This window comes from Hymenobacter montanus (genome assembly GCF_014699115.1).
In the GTDB taxonomy this organism is placed as follows: domain Bacteria; phylum Bacteroidota; class Bacteroidia; order Cytophagales; family Hymenobacteraceae; genus Hymenobacter; species Hymenobacter montanus.
Window position 1 is genome coordinate 123818 of sequence record NZ_JACXAD010000003.1, and the last position, 26867, is coordinate 150684.

20 protein-coding genes are annotated in these 26867 nt (G+C 59.5%); 7 read left to right on the plus strand and 13 right to left on the minus strand.

The window, feature by feature from the left end:
• Positions 1-82 precede the first annotated feature (82 nt).
• The 4 genes from IC235_RS03490 to IC235_RS03505 all read right to left on the minus strand — a co-directional run bounded on the left by IC235_RS03490 (position 83) and on the right by IC235_RS03505 (position 5489).
• The gene (locus IC235_RS03490; RefSeq protein WP_191003786.1) at positions 83-1105 is read right to left on the minus strand and encodes an NAD-dependent epimerase/dehydratase family protein; all 1023 of its coding nucleotides are present in this window, start codon (positions 1103-1105) and stop codon (positions 83-85) included.
• A gap of 85 nt (positions 1106-1190) precedes the next feature.
• On the minus strand, positions 1191-1877 hold the full coding sequence (locus tag IC235_RS03495; RefSeq protein ID WP_240540697.1) for a tyrosine-protein phosphatase: 687 nt from the start codon (positions 1875-1877) through the stop codon (positions 1191-1193).
• A gap of 102 nt (positions 1878-1979) precedes the next feature.
• The gene (locus tag IC235_RS03500) at positions 1980-4493 is read right to left on the minus strand and encodes a polysaccharide biosynthesis tyrosine autokinase (protein WP_191003788.1); all 2514 of its coding nucleotides are present in this window, start codon (positions 4491-4493) and stop codon (positions 1980-1982) included.
• A 66-nt stretch (positions 4494-4559) separates the two neighbouring features.
• Entirely contained in the window at positions 4560-5489 is a 930-nt protein-coding gene (locus IC235_RS03505) for a polysaccharide biosynthesis/export family protein (protein WP_191003789.1), read from the minus strand.
• 249 nt (positions 5490-5738) lie between these two features.
• Here IC235_RS03505 and IC235_RS03510 point away from each other — a divergent pair, with 249 nt between their 5' ends.
• From IC235_RS03510 to hpf, 4 genes are all read left to right on the plus strand, one after another.
• A complete protein-coding gene (locus IC235_RS03510) occupies positions 5739-6884 on the plus strand; it encodes an acyl-CoA dehydrogenase family protein (RefSeq protein ID WP_191003790.1) in 1146 nt (381 codons plus the stop codon).
• Between the two features lie 174 nt (positions 6885-7058).
• On the plus strand, positions 7059-7253 hold the full coding sequence (gene rpsU / locus IC235_RS03515) for a 30S ribosomal protein S21 (RefSeq protein ID WP_191003791.1): 195 nt from the start codon (positions 7059-7061) through the stop codon (positions 7251-7253).
• Positions 7254-7416: 163 nt separating this feature from the next.
• Positions 7417-8295 (plus strand): tyrosine-type recombinase/integrase, encoded by an 879-nt coding sequence (locus IC235_RS03520; RefSeq protein ID WP_191003792.1) that lies wholly within the window; start codon positions 7417-7419, stop codon positions 8293-8295.
• Between the two features lie 38 nt (positions 8296-8333).
• On the plus strand, positions 8334-8633 hold the full coding sequence (gene hpf / locus IC235_RS03525) for a ribosome hibernation-promoting factor, HPF/YfiA family (RefSeq protein WP_191003793.1): 300 nt from the start codon (positions 8334-8336) through the stop codon (positions 8631-8633).
• 124 nt (positions 8634-8757) lie between these two features.
• Here hpf and metK read toward each other — a convergent pair whose 3' ends face one another.
• The 5 genes from metK to IC235_RS03550 all read right to left on the minus strand — a co-directional run bounded on the left by metK (position 8758) and on the right by IC235_RS03550 (position 18777).
• Positions 8758-10020 (minus strand): methionine adenosyltransferase, encoded by a 1263-nt coding sequence (gene metK, locus IC235_RS03530; RefSeq protein WP_191003794.1) that lies wholly within the window; start codon positions 10018-10020, stop codon positions 8758-8760.
• A 427-nt stretch (positions 10021-10447) separates the two neighbouring features.
• On the minus strand, positions 10448-12913 hold the full coding sequence (locus tag IC235_RS03535; RefSeq protein ID WP_191003795.1) for a bifunctional YncE family protein/alkaline phosphatase family protein: 2466 nt from the start codon (positions 12911-12913) through the stop codon (positions 10448-10450).
• Between the two features lie 84 nt (positions 12914-12997).
• Positions 12998-16195 (minus strand): TonB-dependent receptor, encoded by a 3198-nt coding sequence (locus tag IC235_RS03540; protein WP_191003796.1) that lies wholly within the window; start codon positions 16193-16195, stop codon positions 12998-13000.
• Between the two features lie 720 nt (positions 16196-16915).
• The gene (locus tag IC235_RS03545; RefSeq protein WP_191003797.1) at positions 16916-18124 is read right to left on the minus strand and encodes a class I SAM-dependent methyltransferase; all 1209 of its coding nucleotides are present in this window, start codon (positions 18122-18124) and stop codon (positions 16916-16918) included.
• A 29-nt stretch (positions 18125-18153) separates the two neighbouring features.
• Positions 18154-18777 (minus strand): hypothetical protein, encoded by a 624-nt coding sequence (locus IC235_RS03550; protein ID WP_191003798.1) that lies wholly within the window; start codon positions 18775-18777, stop codon positions 18154-18156.
• A gap of 159 nt (positions 18778-18936) precedes the next feature.
• Here IC235_RS03550 and IC235_RS03555 point away from each other — a divergent pair, with 159 nt between their 5' ends.
• Positions 18937-19740, plus strand: a complete 804-nt coding sequence (locus IC235_RS03555; protein WP_191003799.1) for a DUF4397 domain-containing protein — start codon at positions 18937-18939, stop codon at positions 19738-19740.
• Between the two features lie 138 nt (positions 19741-19878).
• Positions 19879-21198: an adenosylhomocysteinase gene (gene ahcY / locus IC235_RS03560; RefSeq protein WP_191003800.1), complete on the plus strand. Its 1320-nt coding sequence runs from the start codon at positions 19879-19881 to the stop codon at positions 21196-21198.
• Between the two features lie 201 nt (positions 21199-21399).
• Here the strand turns inward: ahcY and IC235_RS03565 are convergent, their stop codons facing one another.
• From IC235_RS03565 to IC235_RS03580, 4 genes are all read right to left on the minus strand, one after another.
• A complete protein-coding gene (locus IC235_RS03565; RefSeq protein WP_317173528.1) occupies positions 21400-23460 on the minus strand; it encodes a prolyl oligopeptidase family serine peptidase in 2061 nt (686 codons plus the stop codon).
• Positions 23438-23635, minus strand: a complete 198-nt coding sequence (locus IC235_RS03570) for a hypothetical protein (RefSeq protein ID WP_191003801.1) — start codon at positions 23633-23635, stop codon at positions 23438-23440. Before IC235_RS03570 ends, IC235_RS03565 begins: the two co-directional genes overlap by 23 nt.
• Before the next feature lie 114 nt (positions 23636-23749).
• A complete protein-coding gene (locus IC235_RS03575; RefSeq protein WP_191003802.1) occupies positions 23750-24760 on the minus strand; it encodes a hypothetical protein in 1011 nt (336 codons plus the stop codon).
• A gap of 213 nt (positions 24761-24973) precedes the next feature.
• Positions 24974-25975: a sugar phosphate nucleotidyltransferase gene (locus IC235_RS03580; protein ID WP_191003803.1), complete on the minus strand. Its 1002-nt coding sequence runs from the start codon at positions 25973-25975 to the stop codon at positions 24974-24976.
• A gap of 230 nt (positions 25976-26205) precedes the next feature.
• Here IC235_RS03580 and IC235_RS03585 point away from each other — a divergent pair, with 230 nt between their 5' ends.
• Positions 26206-26784 (plus strand): LemA family protein, encoded by a 579-nt coding sequence (locus tag IC235_RS03585; RefSeq protein WP_191003804.1) that lies wholly within the window; start codon positions 26206-26208, stop codon positions 26782-26784.
• Positions 26785-26867: the final 83 nt, after the last annotated feature.

Here is a 26867-nt window from a genome sequence, read left to right on the forward strand (position 1 = left end):
CGATAAAGTCCACCCACTCCACTTTAGCGGTTCTCTATCAATAATAACAAATGTTAGTCAAAACCGTGCATTTCGACTGTTGCTAAGATACGATAACTGCCGCAGAGCCTGGCAAGTTTGCCGTTAATTCGGCCGCGCACCACGCCAGCGTATCGGTTAGCGGGCGAAAGCCAAGCCCGGTAACGCTTTGCACTTTAGTGTGCGAATACACCACGGGCAGCCGGCCGGCCCGGGCCGTGTCTTTGGTAATCAGGGGTCTGGCTCCCGTGACTACGGCGCGGGCGTGCTCCAGGCGCCAAATAATTTCGGCCGCCCAGTCGGGTACGGCCAGCAGCGGCGGCCGCCGCTGCATGGCGGCCGCTGCTTGTCGAAAAAAATCAGCCAGAGGCAGGGCTTCGGCGCTCAGAATGTACCGCTCGCCGCTCGGGGCGGGCTCGTCGAGCGCCAGGGCCAGGAGCTGGGCCACGACGTCGCGCACGTCCACGAAGTTAATCAGCCCCCGGGTGTAAAAGAGGTGCTGCTGGTGAGCGTAGCGCAACAGCCGCGTGCTGCTGCGGTCCCAGTCGCCGGGCCCCAGCACCACCGACGGGTTGACGATGACGGCCGACAGCCCTTCGGCCACGCCCCGCCACACTTCCAGCTCACCTAAGTACTTGGAAGTAGCATAAGCGGGGTGGGCGGCCCCGAGGTCCCAGGTGCTCGCTTCGGTTACGGTGAGGGGCTGAGCCGGCCCGGACTCCTTGTGTGTTGCCGGCCCACCCAGGGCCGCCACCGACGACACGTGCGCCAGCCGGATGCCGGGCTTTTCCAGGCAGGCATCAACCACGGCGGCCGTGCCCTGCACGTTCACGCTGAGCAGTAAATCCTCGTCTTGCGGCGCGTACGATACCAGCCCCGCACAGTGAAATACGTGGGTAACGTCGGGCGTGAGGGCCGCCCGCAGCAAATCGGTGTCGAGCAGGTCGCCGGCCAGCCATTCCACGCCCGGGGCGGCCTGGGGCGGCACGGCGCCCCGGTGCAGAGCCCGTACGGCGAGGCCCCGCGCCCGCAGCGCCCGCAACAGAAAAGAACCAATGAGGCCCGTGCCGCCGGTAACAAAAATCATGGGTTGCGTCTCTGACTGCCGGGGGCGTATTAAGAAAGTTCGGACAAAAGCCTGAGCTGACCCCGAGCCCCGGCCCGGCCAGCGGTTAAAGGGTAGTGTTTAGCAGCGGCAGCTTAAGCAGCTTCTCGGTGTAGAGCTGGGGCAGGGTCCGGTTTAGTAAGGTTTCGGTGTGCCGCAGGTGATGGGTATCGGTGCCGACAAAATCAACCAGGGCCGCGTCGATCAACTCTTCGGCTACTCTCTTAGCGGCCGGTGAGTAGTAGCCCGCCAGGGAGTTCAGGTTGAGCTGGAGCAGCACGCCGTGGTCGTTGCGGAGCTTCTCAAGCTCGGCCAGGCGTCCGTAGAGGTAGGTATAGCGCTCGGGATGAGCCAGTACGGGCCGGTAGCCCTGGGCCTTCATCTCGAAAATGATTTCGTACAGGTTAAGCGGCTCATTCATGTACGAGGTCTCGAACAGCAGATAGCGCTGGTCGGCCCCAAAGGTGAGCATCTCGGTACCGTCGGCCAGCTTCCGGCCCAGGAACTCGTCGAGGTAGTATTCCGCGGCACAGTCGAGCTCGACATCGGCCAGTCCGGCGCTGGTCGCGGCTTCGCTTAGCTGCTGCAGGGCTGCGCGAATGCCCTCCGGTGTGTTCTTATAAAAGTCGCCCATGATGTGGGGCGTCATAATCAACTTGCGAAACCCCAGGTCCCGCAGGGCCCGGAGCAGGTCCAGGGAGTGGGCTATGGTCTCGGCCCCGTCGTCGAGGCCGGGTAGCAGGTGGGAATGCATGTCGGCCCCCAAGCTCGCCAGCGTTGGCACCGGCGCTTGGATGGCCGGCTTACTCCCAAAAAGCCGTTGCAGAAACCCCGCCATTCCGATCGAGAAATAAGGTTAGTTGAAAAACTTCTTCAGCTTTTCGCTGAAGGTGAGCTCCCGGGCCTCGGGCTCTTCGTAGTACCCTTGGCCGCCGTAGCCGTACCCGTACCCGTAGCCATACCCATAGCCATATCCGTAGCCATAGCCCGAGCCAGCGGAATTAGCATCGTTCAGGATGGTGCACAGGCGCGTGAAGTTGTTGCTGCGCATGAGCCGATTCATGTTCTTCATAAAGGCTTTGCGCGAATACTCCGCCCGCACGATGTAGAGCGGAATGTCCGCCTTGCGCATAATCAGGATGCCGTCGGTGACCAAGCCCACCGGGGGAGTGTCAATCAGAATGACGTCATATAGCTGAAACAGCTCCTGAATCATTAGGTCGAACTTGTCGCTCAGAATCAATTCCGACGGATTAGGCGGCGTGGGCCCGGCCGAGATAAACTGCAGCGACTCGATGGAGGTCGGCTGAATACATTCCTGAATGCTGTGGCGCTCGATAAGGATGGTGCTGATACCCTTGACGTTACCCGCCCCAAAGGCCAGGTTTATCTTGGGCTTGCGCATGTCCAGGTCCAGGATGATAACCCGTTGCCCCGAGAGGGCGATGATGCCGCCCAGGTTAACCGTAACGAAGGTTTTGCCTTCACCCGAGATGGTGGACGTCACCGAAATAATTCGCTTTTTCTTTGCCGAGCTGATGAAGTCAAGGTTGGTTCGGATAGAGCGGATGGATTCGGAAATGGCCGACTTAGGGTTCTTGTCAACCACCAGCCGGGATACTTCCATCTTTTCCTTGTCGTAAGTCGGAATGATGCCCAGCACCGACGCGCGGGTGTTGCGTTCCAGCTCCCGCACGTTCGAGATCGTATTATGCATGAAGTAGCGGACCGTAATCAGCCCCAACCCCATAAATAAGCCGCCGGCCAAGCCAATGGCGTACACCAGCAGCCGATTAGGAGAAATCGGCGCGGCGGGTGGCGAAGCGGGTGATAAAATCTGAAAATCGGCCGTGGTACCCGCTTTCTCGATGTTGAACTGCACCTTGCGGTCCATCAGCTGCAGGAAAAACTTGTCGTAGAGCTCCAGCGGTCGTTGCAAGCGGGCCAACTCGGTTCCTTTGGCCGGTAAGTCGCGCAAGGTGCCGTTGAGCTCGCCGCGCTGCTGGTTGAGCCGGTTCAGTTCGCTGCGCAACAGCTTCTGGTTCTGCAGCAGCAGATTCTGCACGCTGGCCCGCACGAACTCGATATCGGCCTTATTGCGCTTTACCGGCTCAGTCTTGTCGGTATAAGAACGCAAAATCCGGCGCAGATTCCACTGCAAGTTGTTCAGTTCATTGAGCTGCTGCACCAGTTGCGGATCTTCGATGCCCGCAATGGTCGGCATGCTTTCCTCAACCGTTTGGTTTTCGTTGCTGGTAATGCGGTCTCGGCGGGCCATCTGCGCTATTTCGGCGAGGAGGCTCATCTTATCGACTAGCTTGAGCCGGTCGGCCTCCAGCTTTTCCATTTTCTCGGTAACCGTTGCCAGCTCGCCCTTGGTGTCGTACGTCCCCGTCTTTTGCACGAACTTCTGCAGGCGGTCCTCGGCCCGCTCCAGGTTCTGGCCGTTCTCGTCCAGGATCTGGTCCAGAAAACGAAGCTGGCGGGTGGTTGCTTCCGACTTGCGGGCCAGCTTTTCCGCCAGGTACACCGAGTCTATTTTGTTAACAATGTCCTGCGCTTTGCTGGGATTGAAGTCATTAAACGTAATCTGAATGGTATTGGCATCGGGGTTGACAATCTCAACCGTCAGATTTTTGTCCAGATACGCTTTTATCGTGTTGTCGTTCTGAATGGTGAAATGATAGTTGGCTTCCCGGGCAAGGTCGTTCAATTCGCTGGTGCCCAGTACTTGCAGGGTAATACCGGGTAACTTGATGGTTTGCCCCAGCTCGTATTCGCCGCTCACCGGCCGGTTCGGGCCGATAAACTCCAGACTGAACCGGTTGGGAGCGGTGAATTTCAAATCAAACTTGCGGCCGTATAGGGTTGGGTCGGTAATGCGGTATTTCACTTGAAAGGGCGAAACACCGTACAACTCCGATTCCAGCACCGTCCCTTGCACGTAGTAGTTTACGTCTAGGGCCAGAAAATCCTTGAGGCGCTGGTAGATAATATCCGACTTGATCAGCTCGACCTCCCCGGCTAGTTTGGTGGAGCGGGTTTTATCGGGCGTGGTAGGCACCATTTGGCCGGCCAAGCCGAGGGCCGTCCCCTCATTCCGCTCGTCAATTTTCAGCAGCGACGCCGATTTGTAAACCGGTTTGGTGTAGCGCAAATACAGCCAGGAGGCCGTTACGCCCAAGGCCAGCAACAGCAGCATCCATAGCAGGCTCCGGCGGGCCACCAGCACGAGGGTAGCAATATCCAGGCTGATGGCGTCGTCCTCGTCGTCGGTTCCGACTGCGGTGGGCGGCTCCGGAAGGCCGGACGCTCCGCCCGTGGCGTTGCGGATGAGCTCCTCTAGTTCCGTGTTTTCGTTTGTAGCCATTATGATGCTAGCGCCAATTTCAGGCCTTCAGTAAATATAGTAGCAATGGAGGGTTCACTGCTTTGCCTATCGACGGAGCTGACTGATAATAAAATAGGTAGTAGTTAAGAGTAACGAAGCAACGCTGAGAACAGGACCAAAATCCGCTAACGCATCGAGCAGCGGGCGGCGGATGGGTTCCACGTAAATTATATCATTCGGCTCTATCTGCAGGTTAGCCCGCCGCATGCCATCAAGGGTCGATAAGTCAATTTGCTGCACCCGGGGGTTCTTCAGGTCGCCCCGGATAATGCGAATGTTATTGGCCCGGCCGCCGTTGCGGTATAGGTTGCCGCTATTGCCACCCCCCCCGTCGATGCCGCCGGCTAAGGCCAGTACTTCCAATAGGTTCATGTTGTCGTTAGTGAGCGAAATAACCTGCCCACCAGGAGCCCCCAACACAAAAACCCGGTTGTTAGTTACGCGCGTGGTCACGAAAGCATCTTTGTAGAACTCGTTGTAGCGCAAGGCCAGCACGCTATCGGCTTCGAGCAGAGTCAGGCCGCTCACCCGCACCCGGTTGATGAGAGGCAACACCACCGTGCCGTTGGCTTGCACCAGAAAGTCGGCCCCGCCGCTGGCCGGGCCGGCGCCCTGGCCGACATTACGGGTACTGCCGCGCCCGGTAGTTGGCGCCGGGGCCGTTCCTCGGCTCGGCAGCCCGCCGCCGGGCTGGCCAAACTGCAGCTCGCCGTTGGGGTCAAGAATGCGCTCCCCTTTGTTGGTATTCAGGCGTACTTCCAGGAAATCGTTGGGCTGAATGACGTAATTGCGCTCGCTTCGGTTAATGGCCAGGCGCAGCTTGGCGCTATCGAGCTGCCGGCCCTTGCTATCGGTAAGCTGGAATAAGGTGCGCTGGTTATAGTATTTAGTCGTGACACACGACGAAAAAAGCAGCATGGCGGGCAGTAAGAGCAGCCCAAGGTGCCCGAGGCGACGAAAAAAAAGTTTCGGCATGAAGGCCAATTAGAGCGAAAACAAACGTGAAAACGGAAAAAGCGGTTAGCAGAACCAGATTTCCCTCCAAAAGGCCCAAAAGTAACCATTCTGTAGTGCCCATTCAAAAACAAGCCCTTAGGCACCCTGCCGCGGTAGCGGTTTACAACGGCGTTAATCGTAGTTTTACGGAGCCAAAACCAGCAGTTGATGGTTGTGCTAAACATCGCTCTTACTTTTTATCCCAAAATCCCACCCATTCTCTTTACTATGGAAGTTGTAGCCACCGAAAACCAAGCCATGATCGCGCAGATGGTGCGCGATTTTGGCGCCCAGCACATCAAGCCCAACATGATGAAATGGGACGAAAGCCAAGAGTTTCCCATCGACGTATTCCACAAGCTTGGGGAGTTGGGCCTGATGGGCGTGCTGGTGCCGCAGCAGTACGGGGGCTCGGGCTTCGGGTACGCCGAATACGTAACGGCCATTGCCGAGCTGGCGAAGATTGACGGTAGTATAGGCCTGAGCATGGCGGCCCACAACTCGCTCTGCACCGGCCACATCTTGCAGCACGCTTCCGAAGCCCAGAAGCACAAGTACCTGCCCAAGCTGGCCTCGGGCGAGTGGATTGGGGCTTGGGGCCTGACCGAGCCCAATACTGGTTCCGACGCGGGTAACATGCGCACTACCGCCGTACTCGACGAAAGCGGCGAATACTACATCATTAATGGCGCCAAAAACTTTATTACGCATGGCAAGTCCGGCCACGTGGCCGTGTTGATTGCCCGCACTGGCGAAGTGGGCGACTCCCACGGCATGACGGCTTTTATCATTGAGCGGGGTACGCCCGGCTTCGAGGGGGGGCGCAAGGAAGACAAGCTGGGCATGCGCGCTTCCGAAACCACGGAGATGATTTTTACTGATTGCCGCGTGCCCAAGGAAAATGTCATTGGCCAGGTGGGGGAGGGCTTCGTGCAGTCGCTCAAGGTCCTCGATGGGGGCCGCATCAGCATCGCGGCGCTCAGCCTGGGCATCGCGCAAGGCGCCTTTGAGGCCGCCCTGCAGTACAGCAAGGAGCGCCAGCAGTTCAACCAGCCCATCAGCAACTTCCAGGGCATCGCCTTCAAGCTGGCCGACATGGCTACCGAAATTGAGGCTGCCAGCCAGCTCACGTACCGGGCCGCCGACATGAAAGACCGCGGCCTGAACGTGAATTTGGAATCGGCCATGGCCAAGCTGTACGCTTCGGAGGTGAGCGTACGCGTAGCCAACGAAGGAGTGCAGATTTTTGGCGGTTATGGCTATACCAAGGACTACCCCGCCGAGAAGTATTACCGCGACGCCAAGCTGTGTACCATTGGCGAGGGCACCAGCGAAATCCAGAAGTTGGTAATTGCCCGGGCCCTGCTGAAATAAGATCCCTAGAGGTAACGGGACGTCCGCTCCTGGTCGCCGACACCCGTTAAATCTGTGATTCAGGGGGAAACCACAAAAAAATCTGCTTTTCCCGTCGCAATCCAGCAAATCTGTAGTTATCTTTGCGGCCCGATTTACTCGGCTTCCCTCTGAAAATCTCCCTCACTCCCTGATATGATTATCATTCAAATCAAAGACAACGAATCGGTTGACCGCGCCCTGAAGCGCTTCAAAAAGAAGTTTGAGCGCACCGGCGTGCTGAAAGAGCTGCGTCGTCGGACCTTCTTCCAGAAGCCCAGCGTTACGGAGCGCAAAATGAAGCAGAAGGCGGTGTACAAGCTCGCCACCTACGGCCAGCCGAACGAATAGTCTACTTTTTCGGGTGCCATTAGCCTGGTAAAACCGGCTGATTTGCCAGCAGAGCAAATCAGCCGGTTTTTTCGCGTTCGTACCGGAAAGATTTGCTTGCCGGAAAATAAAAAAGCACTACTTTGGATGCCCGGCCCAAACGCCGGGCATTTTCGGTGTTGGCATGGATGCTTTTTTCGATTTCCTGCGCTTTGAGCGGCGTTACAGCTCCCATACCGTCCTTTCGTACCAAACCGACCTCGGTCAGTTCGCGGCATACCTGAAGGCGGCCTACGACTTGGCCGACCCTGCCGAGGCTACGCACCCGCTCATTCGCGGCTGGGTAGTGGAGCTCATGCAACAAAATCTGGACCCGCGCACCGTAAACCGTAAGGTTGCCTGCCTGCGCTCGTACTATAAGTTTCTGCTGCGCGCCGGGCGCATTGCCACCAACCCGATGTTGCGCATCAAAGCCCCTAAAATGGCCAAGAAGCTGCCCGAGTTCGTGCCCGAAGAAGCACTGAATAGCCTGCTAAACTCGTTTGAGTTCGGCGACGACTTTGCCGGACAGCGCGACCAACTGGTGCTGGAAATGCTGTACGGCACGGGCATTCGCTTATCCGAGCTCATCGGCATTCACGCCGACGACGTGAGCCTGGGCGCCAGCACGGTGCGCGTTACCGGCAAAGGCAACAAGCAGCGGCTGGTGCCATTGAACCCGTCGTTGAAGGCAGTGATTGAGCGCTACCAGGCCCGGCGGGCTCACGAGTTTGGAGCGGTGGCCGGCCCGCTGCTACTCACTGACAAGGGAGAGCCCATGTACGAAAAGTTTGTTTACCGCACGGTGAAGCACTACCTGAGCCAGATTACCACGTCGAGCGCCCAGCAGCACCCGCACGCCCTCCGGCACGCTTTTGCCACTCACTTATTGGGCAAGGGAGCTGACCTTAATTCCATTAAAGAGCTGTTGGGCCACGCCAGTTTGGCGGCTACTCAGGTGTACACCCACCTGTCCGTCGACCGCCTGAAATCCGTATTTGAGCAAGCCCACCCCCGGGCGTAAGTTTCCTTTACCCTTTTACCTTCTTAATCAATTCCTTTATGAAAGTACAGATGCACTCGGTGCACTTCGACGCCGACAAGAAACTACTTGACTTTGTTCAGCAACGTCTCAATAAGCTCGAGACTTTTTACGATAAAGTAACCGGTGGCGAGGTAATTATGCGCCTTAACAACAAGGATGGTAATGAGAACAAAACCGTTGAGATAAAGCTCCTGGTGCCCGGAACGACGTTGTTCAGCCAGGAAGACGCCGCCTCGTTCGAAGCCGCCGCCGACGCCGCCGCCGAAAGCCTGCGCCGCCAGATTACCCGGTACAAGGAAAAAACACTGAGCCACTGATTCAGCCGTAAGTTAATTGCTACTAGCTAGTAGCATCTTGAAAAAAGCCCCGCCTGATCAGTCAGGCGGGGCTTTTTGTTTCGGAGGAGTAACCTCAGCTAGTGCCAGCTCAGTTACCAGCTACTTACAGCCCGAACTCGGCCTTGATTTGGGGCACGTAGTCCAGCTTTTCCCACGTGAAGGTTTCGAAGGTTTTTACGGTGCCGTCCTTCATCGTGGCCTGCACGGTGCCGGGCTGGCGGCCCATGTGCCCATAGGCCGCCGTTTGGGCGAAAATAGGGTTTTGAAGGCCGAAGCGCCGCACAATGGCGTAGGGCCGCAAGTCGAACAGCTTGTTCACCTTTTCGGCAATTTCGCCATCGGTGAGCGTGGTGTTATTAGCTCCCTGGGCTTTGGTTGTGCCGTAGGTGGTGACGAACACCCCCACGGGCTGGGCTACGCCGATAGCGTAGGCTACCTGCACCAGCACCTGGTCGGCCACGCCGGCCGCCACCAGGTTTTTGGCAATGTGCCGGGCCGCGTAAGCCGCCGAGCGGTCCACTTTCGAAGAGTCTTTGCCGGAAAACGCGCCTCCCCCGTGAGCACCCTTGCCGCCGTAGGTATCCACGATGATTTTGCGGCCGGTGAGGCCGGAGTCGCCGTGGGGGCCGCCGATAACAAACTTACCCGTCGGGTTGATGTGGTAGGTGATCTGGTCGGTGAACAAGGCTTGGGCGTCGGTGCTTAGGCCAGCCTTTACCCGGGGAATGAGGATGGCCTGCACGTCGGCCTTAATCCGGTCCAGCATCGCGGCTTCCGATGAGTCGAACTCGTCGTGCTGGGTGCTGATGACGATGGTATCAATGGCTTCGGGCCGGTGGTCGTCGGAGTAGCGAATGGTGACTTGGCTCTTGGCATCGGGGCGCAGGTAGGGCATGTCGCGGCCCTCGTGGCGGATGGCCGCCAGCTCCTGCAGTAACCGGTGCGAGAGGTCCAGGGCCAGGGGCATGTAGTTCGCCGTTTCGTGGCTGGCGTAACCGAACATCATGCCCTGGTCGCCCGCGCCCTGGTCTTCGTCTTTGGCGCGCTCCACGCCCTGGTTGATGTCGGGCGACTGCTCGTGCAGGCGGTTCATCACCTCGCAGGTGTCGGCGTTGAAGAGGTATTCGGCCTTATCGTACCCGATGCGGCGGATGGTTTCGCGCGCGATGGGTTCGGCATCGACGTGAGCTGAGGATTTGATTTCGCCGGCGACCAGGACAAAGTCGGTGGTCACGAGGGTCTCGCAAGCTACTTTGGCCGTGGGATCTTGGCGGAGGTATTCGTCGAGGATAGCGTCAGAAATCTGGTCGGCAACTTTATCGGGATGACCTTCCGAAACCGATTCGGAAGTGAACAGATAGGGCATTGAGAGAGCAAAAAGAGCGAAAAAGGAAAGAAAGGCGCCGGCTAAATGGAAGCCAACAGAGCGGGCACGAGGCAAAACTACGGAAATCTGGTTTATTAGCCACCAAAAAAGCGTACGGGAACGCCGGCGCTCTCAGCAATCAATGCCGGTCCAGTAATCAGTGGTTCCGGCTAGGGGTCATGCTCCTAGCTCCGCAGTTGGAGTTTGGGCGCTTCGACTAGCGAGCATAGGGAGTAAGTGAAATGGGCCGTGCTGCCGAGCGTAACGCCGCCTCGGGCGTATGGTCGTTGACCGACGGCAGCACGCGAGGTGCTCCGCTACATTCGGCAGAGCCGTCTAAACAGGCAAAATACTTTCCCAAGCAGCTCGTGTCCACCTCACCAGCTCAACAGCACGTTCGGGCTCTTACCGGCTGGGATGGCTTCCTTTAATCATCGTCATCTTTTCGGCGCTTTTGCTCGGGCATCAGGAAAGCTCCGCGGCGGGGGGCGGGCATGAGGGCACTCTCACCCTTCACCGATTTCCACACCACTTCGTTCAGGTCCAAATCCGGGGTGGCGTCTTCGCTAGCCAGGTTAAAGTGCTCGGACCGTTCCATGCTTGGGTTCCAGGCTACGTTGCGCTCCTCCAGGTTTACCCGGGCCGCCTTGGCGGCGTACGGGCGCAGGTCGGGCTGGGCCTGAAAGCAGTTGAACAGCGGCCGGGCGGCGGCATCGTACTGGCTCATGGGCGGCAGGCCCAGAATGAGTTCCATGGTGCGCAACACGCCCGAGGTCGAATACATAGTGTGTTCGACCGCTCCTCGCTTCGTGTAGGGGCTGATGACGAAGGCCGGCGAGCGGTGCGCGTCCACGTGGTCGGGGCCGTTTTGGGCGTCGTCTTCCAGCACGAAAATCACCGATTCTCTCCATAAGGAGCTTTGGGTGAGGTGCTCTACCAACTGGCCCAGGGCGAGGTCGTTGTCCGCTACGGCCGCGGTGGGAGTGATTTTACCCCGGCGCTGGCCGCTGGTGTGGTCGTTGCTGATCCGGATCGTGTTGAACTGCGGCACGGCGCCCCGGGCGAGGAGCGAGTCGAAGTCCTGGGCCCAGAGGCGCACGCGCTCCACGTCCTTAACATCCATATTGAAGCCGGGGTATTGGGGGCTAACATGGCCTTCCAGCGATTTGAGCGAGGTTTTGCCTAACTCACCAAACTCGCCGTAGGTGCGGTAGCTCAGGCCGGCCCGCTGGCAGTAATCCCAGATGTAGCCGTCGCGCGGGTAGGCAACTTTGCGGGTGCCCTCGTAGTCGTAGGTGCCGCCGCGCCCGCCGTAGCTGGTCGGCCAGGTTTTTTCGGTGTAGTCGGTAGCATAGGCCGCCGTGCTCCAGTTGTGGCCATCGGCGCTGACTTCGGCGTTGACGTAAAAGTTGTCGAGTAGCACGAACTCGCGGGCCAGGGCGTGGTGGTTGGGCGTCACTTTCTCGGGGAAGAGGCAGAGCGAGGCATCTCCGTTGCCTTCCTTCATATCGCCCAGCACCTGGTCGTAGGTGCGGTTTTCCTTGATCACGTAGAAAACGTGCTTAATGGGCGACTTTTCCCCACCGAGGCGAGGGACCGGGTTGCGGGGCGCGCCGGGCGCCAGGGCTGCAGCTTGGGGGTTGAACGGTGAGTTGGCGTATACCTGCGCCGAATAAGCCTTTAGCTGGCTTTCGGTGGGCGCATCGATAAACGATAAAGTGCCCTTGAACAAGCTGCCGATGTACTGCACGGCGGCCTTGGTCGTGCCCAGGTGCGAGCCGCTGTCGTCGGTTTTTTTCACGGGTTGGGGCCCGGCCGGGTTAGCCAACGAAGAAAAGCCCTTGCCGTTGGCCACCAAGATCTTTGAGTTGAGGGTTTTTACGCTGGTGGGGTACCAGCCCGTCGGAATGAACCCCCTGGATGAGCTCTTGCCCGGCACCGACACATTGAACACGGCCAGGCAGTTGTTGTCGGCATTGGCAATATACAGCGTTTTCTCGTCCGGCGACAAGGCCAGCGCGTTCGTTGTCGAACCGGTTAGCTTGGTAGGGTAGAGCGTCGTGGAAATGACTTCGAGCACCTTCCGGCTTTTTGTGTCGATAACCGAAACCGAATTATCGTTGGCGTTAGCCACGAACAAGTACCGGCCGTTCCGGGTCTGAATGAGTTCGTTGGGGTGGCTCTCGGTGGCCAGCTCGCCCGTGACGCGACCGGTTTGGGTGTCGTAGAGCACCAGCTTGTCGCCGCCCCAGAGCGTGATGTAGAGCGTCTGCTGGTCGGGGGCCAGCAGGCAGCCGTACGCCTCGTGGCCCAGGGCGAGCTTCGAGATGATGGCCTTGGTGCGCAGGTCCACTACGTACAAGGAGTTGTCTTCCTTGGTCACCACGTACAGTCGCTGCCGGGTTTCGTCGAGGTCCAGGCCCGTGGGGCTGATTTTCTCCTTGGGCCAGGCGGGCCCCAGCCGGAGCGTATCGGCCCCGGCGAACTTGCCCTGGGCAATGCGGTAGGCCAGAACGTTGTTGTTGTTGCCGCCGGAAGCGTAGAGCCGGCGCCCATCAGCGCTAAACTTCAGCCCGTACCAGGATTTGCCAATGGGCGTCTCGTCCAGCAGCCGGCCGGCGCGCGGGTCAATCAGTTGGATGCTTTGCTGGCTCTGCCCGTTGTTGGTGACGGCCAGCAGCCGGCCCGAGCGCGTGAGCTGCATGTTCAGCGGCAGGTCGCCCAGCGGCACGGCCGGGCCCGTACCGGCCGGGCTCAACGACCAGCCATTAGGCAGCAGGATGCGGGCGGCCGGCGCGGTGCCGGGCGCCGGATTGGTAGGCTGCTGCGCCAACGCGGGCAGCGCCGAGGCCAGCGCTACCAGCCGGATGGCCGCTTTCAAAACATGGATCATCGCGTACTAAAAATTGATTAGGAGCCTGCCGCAGTGGAAAACAAGGGTACGGCGGTTGGCTAGTCGGCTATCTGAAACGCCTAATTAAAACGCGTAGCGGGCCCCGAGCTGAATCTGGTAGGGCGTACCGTTTTTCTGAATGACGCCCACGCTGGGGTTGATGGCGTAGACGTAGCGCTGGGTAGCTTGGTCGAAGCCGGTGACGTTCAACAAGCTCTGGTTGCCCAGGTTGAAATTGCCGCCCCAGTTTTTGTTGAGCAGGTTGGCGAAGTTAAATACGTCGACCGACAGCTCCAGCGACTGACTGCTGAAGGTTTTGAACACCTTCATGAGGCGCACGTCCACGGTGCCCACCAGGGCCTTGTTTTCGCCGCCGTTGCGCTCGGCAATGTGGCCAAAGCTTTCCCGAATATAATCCTTGGCCCGGCTGTCGGACTCGTTCAACACCCGGTTGAGGTCGGTGCGCAGGTTGTTGGGGGTGTCGGGGTTATTGGGGTCGAAAACAAAGGCTAGGTCATTGCGGGTGCCGGTCTGGCCCACAAAATCACCGTTAATATCGGCATTTACCAGCAGGGAATAGCGGGTGCCGCTTATGCCGCTGAAGCGCGCGTTCAGGCTGAAGCCCTTCCAGACCGGCGACACGCCGTAGAGCACCAGCTTGTGGCGGAAATGATTATCGGAGTAATTCATCTCCGAGAGGCTGCGGGGGTCGCTCTTTACGGGGCGAAACGTGGAGGTATTGGCCACGTTGCCGTTGTAGGAGGTGTTGTCGCGGGCATCGTTCCAGGTGTAGCTGGCCGTGAACGCCCCGCCGTGGGGCAGCCGCACCTCGGCATCCAGCACTACGGAGACCGTGCGCAGCTTAGCGCCATTGGTCAGAACCAGTGTACGGCCCACCTGCTGCGAGCGGCGGTTGAGCACGTTGTTGGTCTGGCCCCGGCTGGAAATCGTGTTGGCCGGCACGAAGACGGCCCGGTTTTCCTCGTTCGTCAGCCGGAACACGGGGTCGCGTAGGTTGGCGTCGAGGTACACATAATTGTTGTCGGTACGGGCCCCGAGCACGTTCACGCCGACCCGCAGCCACTCGTTCACGATGCGGTTATAGCTCAGGTTGGCCTTGTACACCGTGGGTACTTCAAAGTTGGGGTCGGTCAGGTTGATGGTGGCCACCGGGGTGGTGCCCGCCAGCACGCCCGGCACGGTGGAGGGGTCGCGGCGGTAGCTGGGAAAGTCGGGCCGGGGCACGAGGTTGGGCACCGTATTATCGTTGGGCCGGGTCACGTCGACCGCCGCCAGTCGGGTGCCGTCGTTCTGGATGTTATTGAGCTGGGCGTAGTTTATGACGTAAGCGGAAAAGATGCCCCCGCCGAGGCGGAAGATATCCCGGTTTTTGCCACCCACGTCCCAGGTCAGCTGCAGGCGGGGCTGAATGTTGTCCCAGTCGGTAATCTGCGCGTCGGTACGCAGGCCCAGCTCCTTTTCCACCAGCGGGTTGTAGGCGGCCGGGGTCAGGTAGCTCGTCACGTCGTAGCGTACCCCGAACTGAGCGCTCACGTTGGGATGCGGGTTGAAGGAGGCCTGGGCAAACACCGAAGCATCGAGCACGCTGTGCCGCACGTCGGGGATGCCCTTGAGCGGCACCTCGCGGGCGTAGCGGCTGGGGTTGAGATTGTTGAACTCCTCCAGGCTGTTGAAGAAAAAGCGCCCGTTCTGCTCGTTCGACACGTAGTTGTACAGGCGTGTGAGCATGTTGTCGGTGCCGAAGGTGAAGTTGAAGCGCCCGGCTGTCAGGTAGCTTGTATTCACGAGCTGAAACTGGTTGACCTGCTGGGTCTCGGGCGTGAAGCGCTGCCCGCCGAGCTGCACGTCGGTGCGGCCCGTGCGCCCGTCGGGCAGCACGGAGCTCACCGTTACGATAGCCCGTGGAATGTTACTGGCTGGCAACTCCGGGTTGGGCTCAATCCCATTGCGCGAGTAGGTATACTGCACCTTGAGCTCGTTGAGCAGCTTGCTCGACAGCGCCGAGCGTAAGGACAGCGCCGTGCTGTTCTCGCGGGAGCTGAAGCCCGACCAGGTCTCGTAAAGGTTGATGGCCGAGTTGTCGTTGGTGTTGGCGGGCTCGTCGGTGTCGCTGTAGTTGTTGCGCAGGGTGAGGCGGTGCTTATTGTTAAGCTGCCAATCGAAGCGCGTGAAGAGGCTGTTCGATACGTTGCGACGGTCGAAGGAACCAGTTTGCGGCCCACTGCCCAGGCCGTATTTCTCCCGACCAATCCGAATCACGTCGTCGAGCGCGGCTCGGGTGATGCCCAGGGCCTGTTCGTCGGCTGGCTGCTGAATGTCGGCAATGAACAGCGGCGCGGCCTGCTGCTGCCGGTCCAACGCCACGAAAAAGTGCAGCTTGTCTTTGATGATTGGGCCTCCCAGGCTGAAGCCGTACTGCGTAGTGCTGAAGTTCGTGGTGCGCTTGTTGCCCCGGATGTCGTTGGGGCTGGCCAGCCAGTCGGTCCGCAGATAAGTGAAGGCCGAGCCCGCGAACGTATTGGTGCCCGACTTGGTAACCGCGCTGATCGTGCCCCCGCCCTGCCGGCCCTGGGTCACGTCGTACACGTTGTAGGCAACTTCAAACTCGCGAATGGCTTCCAGCGACAGCGTAAAAGTACCGCGGCCAATTGGCCCACTGGTGAGCATGTTGCGGGCGCTCAGGCCATCAATGAGGTAGTTGGTCGACGAAGCCAGCTGGCTGCCGATGTTGGTGCCGTTAGAAGTCGGGGCCAGGTTGGCTAAGCTGGTAAAGTCGCGGTTGAGGGCGGGCAGGCGCTTGACTTCCTGCGCCGTGATGGCGGTGCTGCTGCCCAGCCGGTCCACTCGGTTGGTCAGGCTGTTGCCCGACACCACCACTTCCTGCAGCTGCGCCGTAGCCTCGCTCAGCTGAACGTTGACCGTAATTCGGTCGCCCTGGTTAAGCATGTAGCCCGTGCGCTGCTGCGGCGCGTAGCCCACGAAGCTAACGTTGAGGTCGTAAGGACCGCCCAGCGGCAGCTGCTGAAACCCGTAGCGCCCGTCGGGGCCAGTGGCCGCGCCGGTCTGGAAGCCCGTCGACTTATTGCGCACCACGACTGTTGCGCCCGGTACGGCCGTACCCTTAGCGTCTACCACCGTGCCCGCGAAGGAAGCATCCGTAGATTGGGCCAGGACCGGATAGCTGAGCGGTGCTACCAGCAACGCCCAAACAAGCCCGGTCATCCAGGACAGCTGCCGGAAAGATAGTAAAGCAGTTTTCATGCAAATACGGGGAAGGTAGGTGAATTGACCCCGTAAAAGTATTCTTCATTCAAGCAGGATATTCTATAAAATATTATATTTTACAGAAGTATAATGCTGAGATAATGTTGCCCGTACATTACCAAAAAACGGATTAACTAAGATTTTTCTTAAAATATCGTGTTAGTTTTATTCTGTTTCTACCATGCAGAAGCCGCCTACTTGCTTCAGGGAAAGGAAATTTTTGGTTTGGGGCGGGCCTGCCGCAGGCGGGGAGGTTACATTAAGGTTATCGTACTAGGTCTGAATGGAATCGGTGCCAGGCTCGCTCTCTAGCTTTGCGTTGAGCTTCTGCGTTTCTTCCGGTTGCGGCGGCCTAGTCGTGGCCAGCTTGCTGGTGACACCCGCCGCCGTTGCCCAAATCCCTGCCGCACCTGACGCTACCCGCCGGGTCCGCCTCCCCGAACTCACCAATGGGCCCTAGCCAAACGGGCCTCGTATGGGGGCGGGTGTCGCCTTGCGGCGCGATGCCGAGTTAAGCTGAAACTGTGAGCTAAGGGTCCGCACCCGTGGGCGCCGCGGGCTGGAACTTGAAGCAACGGGCTTTCTTTAGCAAATGCTAATCAAGAGCTCTTGCCCGAGCCCAAAGAGCCCAAACGAGCTGCTAGTACTTGGGGCGACTTCGCCGGGAGTTGAACCATACCCGGTAGGGCTTGCGGCCCCTACCTGAAAACTCCTTTCCTAACTCACGAAAAGATTCGGCTCCATTTTCTCGCACACCAGTACTACGGGCCGGCTCCGCAGGTCAGTGGTGGCGAACAGATAAACCTCACCGCCCTCGCGGATGCCGGTTCGCCGCCGAAAATCAGCCACCGTATCGGGGAAATTACGCGTCGTAACGTGTGCCCGGGCTTCCGGGCCCAGGTAAGCTTTCAGGGCCGTCCCATCGGCCTTCTCTACGGCCAGCACGCGAAAAATGCGGCCCGGGAAATCCGTCCGGAGGACATCGGCGGTGTACAGGTGGCTGTGCTGGTGCAGCTTCAGCAGCTCGAAGGCCGTGCCCACGCTTCGAAATGCGCCCGCTTTGAGCACTGCCGCGTTGGGCTCGTACAGAAACTGCTGAGGTTCGGCGTAGCGGGGCGTAGCCCGGGCTTCGCGGGCCCGGTTAAGGCGGAACTCCTGCTGGCTGCCGTCGCGGCGCAGGTTGAGGGCATAGCGCTCGGGGTCGATGGCGGGCTCCTGGCCCAGCTCGTAAAGCACTTCTTTCACCTCGTTGTCGACGGCTACCACCCATAAGCGGCGCACGTGGCCGAGGCCCTGCACGGCGTGCTCAATGTCGAGCATAGGCGATGTCTTGAGCAGAATTCGGGTGGCTTTGTGCAGCAGCAGGGGCAGCAGCTTCACCACGTCGGGCTCGCAGTCGCGCAGCAGGAAAATCTTGCGGGCGGCCGTGTCGCGCCGGGCTGGGTCGAGGTACAGCCAATCGAAGTGGTGTGGCGTGTCTCGGAGAAACGTCACGGCGTCGGTCGGGTGCACTACCACGTTTTCCACCCCCAGCTGAGCCAGGTTGTAGCCGACGATGGCGGCCAGCTTGGGGTCGCGCTCCACGTAGTCGACGTGCGCCACGCGAGCGGCGAAGTGAGCCGTATCGGCCCCAAAGCCGCCAGTAAGGTCGGCCAGCTGCTGGCCGTCGACTAAGCCAGCTTTGAAGGCTGCCGTTCGGGCCGACGAAGCCTGCTCGACGGAGAGGGCCGGTGGAAAGATCAGGTCGGGGTTGTCGGCCCAGTCCGGCAGTTTAGTACGGGCTTTCTGGCGGGCCTGAATTTGGCGGACCAGTTCCGGCACGGGCAGGCTGGGATGACGGCGGGCTTGGAGGGCCAGATGTGCGGGGTCGTCGTGCAGATGCGCGGCCACGTAGCGCCGGGCCGCTTCGGGCAAAGGGTAGTCCATGAGGAAGACTATACGGAAAAGAGACGCGTTCAGCGAACCGACCAGTGTAGGCTCACCAAGGGCTGGCCCAGCGCGGCCTGGCTGAACCCTAGCTGACTGGGCCGTAGCCGGGGCCAGATGCCACCCTGGAATTTGCCAGAGCTGCTTAGGTCGGCATTGTAAGCATCTACCGCGCGCTGCAAGTAGTTATTGGTGTTGCGGTTGATGAAAATAGTCGCCAACAGGCTGGCCACGAACGCTCCGGCTGCCACTTGCTGAGTAGTGTTGAAGTACTGCGGGTCGCCGTGGGCGAAAATTTGCTGGCCGTACACGCCAAAAGAACCCACGGCGATTAGCCGATCAATCAGGAATTGCGTTTTTTGCCGTCTATAAAGATTCAAGTAGCTGAGCGCCTGCTGGTTGCCAGCTAGGTAGGGCCGCAGCTTTTGCCCAAAAAAGCCGGCCGTTTGGTAAGTGTCGCGCACTCCCGGAGCCAGGAAGTCGAAATTGTGCTGGGCGCCATTCAGGCCGCGCTGAGCATCTTCGGGCAGCAGGCGAATGGTGGCAGGAGCCGTTTGGCCCGCAACGGCGGCCGAAAGGCCAACCAACGCCGCCCCCGTAACCACGCCTCGTAACCACCAACGTGAAATAGCCAATCGGTTATTTTCGTACATATTACAAAGGTAAACTAGGCTTAGTGAAAGGTTAGCCAGTAGCTTTACCCGATATTTACTGCGCGAACTCTAACAAAGCATCCCTAGCGTGCGTTCAGGCCCGGTAGATTCAACTTTTTTCGGCGACCCAATTTCATTTTACCAAGAATTTTTAAAATTATGACCACAGCATTCGTTCTCCGTCGCGCTTTTCAAGCCGTTTTACCTGCCACGCTGCTGCTGGCCGCCTGCGGCAAAGATGACAAGCCCGCTGACCCCGTCCCCGTGGTCGACCAAGGTCGCATTAAAGTCCACCACGCTGCTGCCAGTGCCAACGTACCAGTCAAATTTTTATTTGATGACGTGGAAAAAGCGACGCTTAGCTATGAGTTGAACTCGAGCTATTCGGGCTATCAAGCTGTGAACACTGGTAGCCGCAGTATCAAGGTGAACGTTGCTGCATCGGGAACCACGGCTACGTCACAAAATGTGACGGTGGAGAAGGACAGGAATTACTCCTATTTTGCCTATGCAAATAGCGGTTCGGGCGTAGCAGGGTTGTTCATACCGGATGATCTTACCCCACCCGCTAGTGGAAAGGCTAAAATTCGGCTTGTGCATCTAGCACAAGGCACCTCAAATCCGCTAAAGCTGTCTTCCGAATCCATAGCTGGATTGATAGATGTGAACAACATCAACGTTGTTGTTGCAAATTATACCCCCATTCCCCCTGCTACAACTCCTCCAGCAGGGTCAACGGTGGGAGCTTCTTCTTTTGTGGAAATACCAGCTGGTCCTTATAACATTGCCATTACTTATGGAAGTCCATCTGTAGCTGTTACACACGTTGGAGACGGTTCTGGTTCTGGAACAGGGACAAAAAATTACGAGGCAGGCAAGATCTATACGGTTGTATTTCGCGGCAGCAGCGCTTTGTTAGATCCAGCTTTGCAGCCGAAAGCGGTCGTTATATCGAACAATTGAGGTCATAACGACCTGAATTGTTCATCGTAGGACCTAGAAAAGCCCGTGCCACTCAGGTGCGGGCTTTTCTAGGTCCTACGATGAACAAATCAAGTATCTTTGTAGTTAAACCCCCGTAACTATAAACTAACCCGCATCATGGTGGAAACCACGACGAAAACGTACGTTCCGTACAAAGTAAAGGACATGAGCCTGGCCGAATGGGGCCGCAAGGAAATCCGCTTGGCTGAGGCCGAAATGCCCGGGCTCATGAGCTTGCGAGAGGAGTTTGGCACCTCGCAACCCTTCAAAGGGGCCCGCATTGCCGGCTGCCTGCACATGACCATTCAAACGGCCGTACTCATCGAGACCCTCAAGGCGCTGGGCGCTGAGGTAACGTGGTCGTCGTGCAACATCTTCTCGACTCAGGACCACGCCGCCGCCGCCATTGCCGCGGCCGGTATTCCGGTGTATGCCTGGAAGGGCATGAACGAGGAGGAATTCAACTGGTGCATCGAGCAAACGCTGTTTTTTGGCGAAGACCGGCAGCCCCTGAACATGATTCTTGATGATGGCGGCGACCTCACCAACATGGTGCTGGACCGGTACCCGGAGCTGGCCGCGGGCATCAAAGGGGTTTCGGAAGAAACCACTACCGGTGTGCTCCGCCTCTACGAGCGAGTGAAAAACGGCACGCTGCCCTTCCCCGCCATTAACGTCAACGACTCGGTAACGAAGTCGAAGTTTGACAACAAGTACGGCTGCAAAGAGTCGGCCGTAGACGCCATCCGCCGGGCCACCGACGTGATGATGGCGGGCAAAATTGCCGTGGTCGCGGGCTATGGCGACGTGGGAAAAGGCACGGCCGCTTCGCTGCGCGGCGCGGGTGCCCGCGTTATCGTCACGGAAATTGACCCCATCTGCGCCCTGCAGGCCGCCATGGACGGCTACGCCGTGAAGAAACTCGCCAACGCGGTGAAGGAAGCCGACATCGTGGTGACGGCCACTGGCAACTGCGACATTCTCACTGAGGAGCATTTCCGCAGCCTCAAGGACAAAGCCATTGTCTGCAACATCGGCCACTTCGACGATGAAATTGACATGGCTTGGCTGAACAGCAACTACGGCCACACCAAGGACACCGTGAAGCCGCAAGTCGACATCTACACCATCGAAGGCAAAGAGGTGATTATTCTGGCCGAAGGGCGCCTCGTGAACCTGGGCTGCGCCACCGGCCACCCCTCGTTTGTGATGTCGAACTCCTTCACCAACCAGACCCTGGCCCAGCTGGAGCTGTGGCAGCGCGCGGACCAGTACGAAAACCAGGTGTACACCCTGCCCAAGCACTTGGATGAGAAAGTGGCCCGCCTGCACCTCGCCAAAATCGGAGTGGAGCTGGACGAGCTAACCTCCAAGCAAGCCGATTACATCAAGGTGCCGGTAGAAGGTCCCTTCAAATCGGACCTGTACCGCTACTAAGCCGTAATTAGCTTCCAGTAACAGCAAAAAACCGCTTGGCAGAGTGCTGAGCGGTTTTTTTGTGGCGTAATGGTAAGGACACCGGGAGCGGTAGCGCTCAGCAAGCCCGCAAACTTCCCGCCGGGGCTGGTGAATAAAGCCAGGCCAATTAGCCACCCCCAACATTCTTTTTCGCACTGGGTGGGCGGCCAACGGTGAACGCTATTGATGTACGTCTGGGGTCAGGCCCATGTTAGCGTAGCAGAAGCTCCACACGTCGGCCCATTCGGCAATCTGAAGCTGAGTGCTTTTGCCCGCGCCGTGGCCAGCGTTCACATCCACGCGGATGAGGGTGGGGTTGGGCCCGGCGTTGGCGGCCTGCAGGGCGGCGGCGAACTTGAAGGAGTGGGCCGGCACGACCCGGTCGTCGTGGTCGGCGGTGGTGATGAGCGTGGCGGGGTAAGCCGTGCCGGGCCGCAGGTTGTGCAGGGGCGAGAACTGGCGCAGGTTTTCGAATTGAGCCGGGTCGTCGGAAGTGCCGTACTCGGGCGCCCAGTTCCAGCCGATGGTGAACTTGTGGTAGCGCAGCATGTCCATCACGCCCACCGCCGGCAAGGCCACCTGGCAAAGGTCCGGCCGCTGGGTCATGGTGGCCCCAACCAGCAGGCCGCCGTTCGAGCCCCCGGCAATGGCCAGGTGGCTGGTATCGGTGTAGCTGTTGGCTTTGAGGTAGTCGGCGGCGGCGATGAAGTCGTCGAACACGTTCTGTTTGTGCGGGGTCATCCCGGCTTGGTGCCAGGCTTCGCCATATTCGCCGCCGCCGCGCAGGTTGGGAATGGCCAGGATGCCGTTGTTTTCGAGCCAGAGCAGCCGGGCCACCGAGAAGCCGGGCGTGAGCGAGACGTTAAATCCGCCGTAGGCGTAGAGGTAGGTTGGGTTCTTGCCATCCCGCACCACGTCGTTTTTATGGACGATGAACATGGGGATGCTGGTGCCGTCCTGGCTCGCGTAAAAGACCTGAGTAGTCACGTAGTCCAGCGGATTCACGTCGGTTTTGGGCGCGCGGAATATGGTGCTGGTGTTGGTAGCTAGGTCGTACCGGTAGATGGTGGTGGGATACGTAAAGGAGGTGAAGGCGTAGTACGTCACCTGGTCGCCGCGCCGGCCGCTGAAGCCGCTGGCGGTACCAATGGCCGGCAACTGCACCTCGTGCTGAAATAAGCCCGCCTCCGAATACACATTGATTTGCGAGCTGGCGTCGTGCAGGTAATTCGCTACGAGGTAGCCGCCCACCTGGCTCACGCCCTCCAGCTTGTTCGGGCTTTCGGGGAGCACCTCGTGCCAATTGGCTTCCTGCGGGTTCTTAGGGTCGATACGAACGACGCGGTAGCGCGGGGCTTGGTAGTTGGTCAGCACCAGGATCTCGCCATCCAGGCTGCCGATGATGCTGTTGTTGTATTCGTAAGAAGCAATGAGTGGAGTCCAGGCGCGGGCTGACCTGGGGTCGCGCAGGTCGCGCACCTCCAGGCGGTTGCCGTCCGACTTGCCATCGGTAAGATAGAGGCAGAGGAACTGCTCGTCTTCGGTGGCGTAGGCGATGCGGAAGCCCAGCGCCATTTGCGGGTTTTCGTACACTAGCTCGTCGGCCGACTGCGGCGTGTTCAGGCGGTGGAAGTACACCTGGTGGAACTCGTTCATGCCCGTCAGGTCGTTCTCCCCGGCTTTGGGCGCCTCGTAGCGGCTGTAGTAAAAGCCGTTTTTAGTCCACGAGGTGCCCGAGACTTTCACCCAATTCAATTCTTCGGGCAGGAGCTGGTCAGTGGTCAGGTCCAGGATGCGCACCTGGTGCCAGTCGGAGCCGCTGCTGCTGGTAGCGTAAGCCAGGTAGCGGTGGTCGTTGCTAAATTCGATGCCCGCGAGAGCCGTGGTGCCGTCGGCGGAGAACTGGTTGGGGTCGAGCAGGACGCGGGGTTCCTCAGCGCCGCGCTGGCGGTAGAGCACGGCTTGGTTCTGCAAGCCGTCGTTCTTGCTGAACACCAGCTCTTCGCCCACCTGCTCGGGCACGCCGTAGCGCTCATAATTCCACATGGTGGTGAGGCGGTCCCGAATTTTATCCCGAAACGGAAGCTGGGCCAAGCACCCGAAGGTGGTCTCGTTCTGGGCCGTGATCCAGGCCTTGGTTTCGAGCGAATCAAGGGCTTCGAGCCAGCGGTAGGGGTCCGGGACCTCGACTCCGAAGTACGTGTCGACAAAATCTGATTTAGGGGTGTTCGGGTAGCGCACGGCGGGAGGAGTCAGGAAGAGCCAGGCCGGCCCGGCGGGTGGGCTCGGCGTTCTCAGGAATAGTGGTTTCAGTCAGGGGCTGATGGCGCGGCAGGCTGTTGCGCGCGGGTGAAGTGGAAGCCCGGCAGGCTGCCAGGGCCGCTAAGGCGGCAAACAACCAAGCAGGGCTTTTCATAGCAAAGGAACAGAAGAAATAAAGTCGTATCGGCTAACCACCGGTTTTACTGCTGTTCACGCTGTCGCCCCGCCGCCGAGGCTGGACTAGCAGCCATCAGGCCGACTGCTATGGTTAGCCCAAATGCCCATCAGCAGCGCTGGAGGGGGCGGTATCTTCCGAAGCTGGCGGGGTGGCCGCGTTTTGCTCGGGGGCCGCCGTTGCCTGGGCTACGGCAGTAGCTATGAGCTCAGGTAGGTTGGCCCGCAGCCAGCGCAGCTCCTCATCTACGCGCTGGCTCACCAGGCGCTCTACTTCCAGGCGCTGGGCCGGGCTGAGGTTGTCGGCCGCGGGGGAGGGTGGCGGCGTGGTAAGGTCGGGGGTAGCGGCCAGCACCAGGGCTTCGGCGCGCTTCACGCGGGCCGCTGAGTCAGCCACGGCCGCGCTGGTCTCGGCGGCGGCCGCCTGGGCGGCTTGAGCTGCCTGCTTGGCGCTGAGGGTTTCGCGGCGCTGCTGCCGCCGCCACTGGCCCAGCGTCACGCGTAACATGATGTAGAGTACCAGGCTCAGAATACCCAGAATGAGAGCCAGCGGCGCGGCAAACTGATCGAGCAAATTGCGCGGGCCAGTAGCTGGCCCGGGGGCCGTCGGGGCGGGGGCCGCGTCGCGCTCCGCGGCGGCTTGGGCTTCCGCGGCTTCGGCAGGGCCCGGGGCGCCGGCCGAGGGCCCCGCCGCTTCGGCCGGGGCGGGAGCCATAGCTGCCGGGACGTCGCCCAAGGGGGTTCCGCTCACCACGTAGTTAGTCAGGGCTGTTTCGAGGGCGGCCACGCGGGCCATGCGTTCGGGGTCGCGGCGCCGGGCGGGCGAGCTTTTCAGCTTAGCGATGATGGCTTTGGCCAGGGCGGCGAGCCGGGCGGGGTTGTCTTTCTTGCCTTGGTAAATGGCGCCCCGGCCCTCAATGGCTTGGTAGAGCAAGCTGTACACGCGCAGGCTGTCGGGCCGGATGCTGCTGGCCAGGGCTTGCAGGTTACCATCTTCGCAGCGCACCGTGCTTTTCAGGTTGGGGCGGCCGGCGTCGTCGTACACGAAGCGGACGGTAGCGCACCAGATCTGCACCTTAGCCTCGTCCAGAGATGGCTGGCCCAAGGGAGTTTGGCCGCGGGAGGGGGCACTCAATCCGAAAAACAGGGCGGCAAGTAGCCCAACCCAAGCGTGGCGAAAAGTCATAAGCAGCACAATATCGGCCGAAAAGTACGGTTTCAAGCGCAATTTATTATAGGTTTGATACTAGGCTATAGGATAAAGACGGGCATTACCGCCGGGATAAGCAAGGAAGTAGTACGAGGGCGGACCCAGGACTTAACTGTAGTCAATTTCGGTATTATCTCCGATATTGAGCGAGTGGTTCATGCCCCGAAACGAAGCGTCGGAGCCCACGATGCAGTCGTGCATCACGGCTGAGCGTAGCTCCGAGTACGAGCCGATAATCGAGTCGCTGAGAATGGTGCTCTTGATGATGGTTTTGTCGCCAATGGCAACGTTGGGGCCGATAATGGACTGCGAAATCTGGCAGCCGCGCCCAATGCTGACCGGGGGAATAATCACCGAGTCGGGGAACTGCGAGTAATCCCGATTCTCCAGGAATTCGGGCTGGTTGAGGAGCCGGGCGTTGGCTTCGAGCAGGGTTTCCTTGCGGCCGCAGTCAAACCAGTTATCCACCGAGCAGGTCGTCATCACCTCGCCCTCCTCGATAAGGCGCATCAGCGCGTCGGTGAGCTGAAACTCGCCGTGGGTACGCACGTCGGCCTCGCGCAGCCATTCCAGGGCCCGGGCCAGCTGCTCGGGGTAGGCCAGCTTGTAGAGGCCCACCATGGCGTAGTTCGACTTCGGGATCTTCGGCTTTTCAACCACCTTGCTCACCCGGCCATTGGCCCCGGTTTCGACCAGGCCGAACATGCTGGGCGTCTTCACCTCCTTCACGGCCAGCACCGAGCCGGGCGTGGCCATGAGCATCGGCAGGTCTACGTCCACGATGGTGTCGCCCAGCAGGATGAGCACGCCGTCGGGGTCGTGGCGAAATTCCTCGCGGGCCAGCCACAGGGCGTGGCCCAGGCCCTCGCGGGGTTCCTGCACCACGAAAGTGGCCTTCAGGTCGGGGTAGTTACGGCGCACGTAGCTCACAATTTTATCGCCCAGGTACCCCACGATAAACACAAAATCGGTGAGGCCGGCCGCTTGCAGGCGGTCGATGATATGGCCCAGAATGGTGTTGCCGGCCACCGGCACCAAGCTCTTGGGCTGCGTATGGGTGTGCGGACGCAAGCGCGAACCAATGCCCGCGACGGGAATAACGGCTTTCACAGGGGTAATGGTCTGATAGAAGGATATATTGCGGGGGCGGTTGTTCGAAGTTCTTTACTGCCAGAAAGAATAGCGGTGCAGCTTGGTAAGCGAGGCAAGCTACAACCGCAAGTGCGAACCTGCGTACTTTGCCGCACCGGCCTAACCGTGCGGAGCGGTTCCGGGTTTGGTTTTCTTTTTTTATACTGGCGTCCCAGTATTATTTAGCTCCACCACCTCATCCCATTAAAATGAAACGCTTTCTTCTCTATTTCGCGGGTTTGGCCCTGCTGCTTACCCAGTCATCGTGCGGCTACAACGGCATGGTGCAGCGCGACCAAGCCGTGAAAGCCCAGGCCGGCAACGTGCAAAGCGCTTACCAGCGCCGCAACGACCTCATTGGTAATTTGGTGAATACGGTGAAAGGGGCCGCCAAATTCGAGCAGGGCACCCTCACCGCGGTTATCGAGGCCCGGGCCAAGGCCACCAGCGTGCAGCTGAATGCCGCTGACCTCACGCCCGAGAACATTCAAAAATTCCAAGCCGCCCAAAGCCAGGTATCAGCCGGCCTGGGCCGCTTGCTGGCCGTATCGGAAAACTACCCCGACCTGAAGGCCAACGCCAACTTCCAGGAGCTGCAAGCCCAGATTGAAGGCACCGAAAACCGCATTAACGTGGAGCGCAACAAGTTCAACGCCGCCACCAACGATTACAACACCTTTGTTCGCTCGTTCCCCAATAACTTGTTCGCGGGCATGTTCGGCTTTCAACCCAAGCCGTATTTCGAGGCCGACCCGGCCGCGAGCAAGGCCCCCACGGTTCAATTCTAATGAGGAGCAAAGCAGGGGAGGAAGGACAAACCCGGAAGCGGGACTTTGCTCACTCTTCCCTGTTGCTTACTCGGGCCTCACTT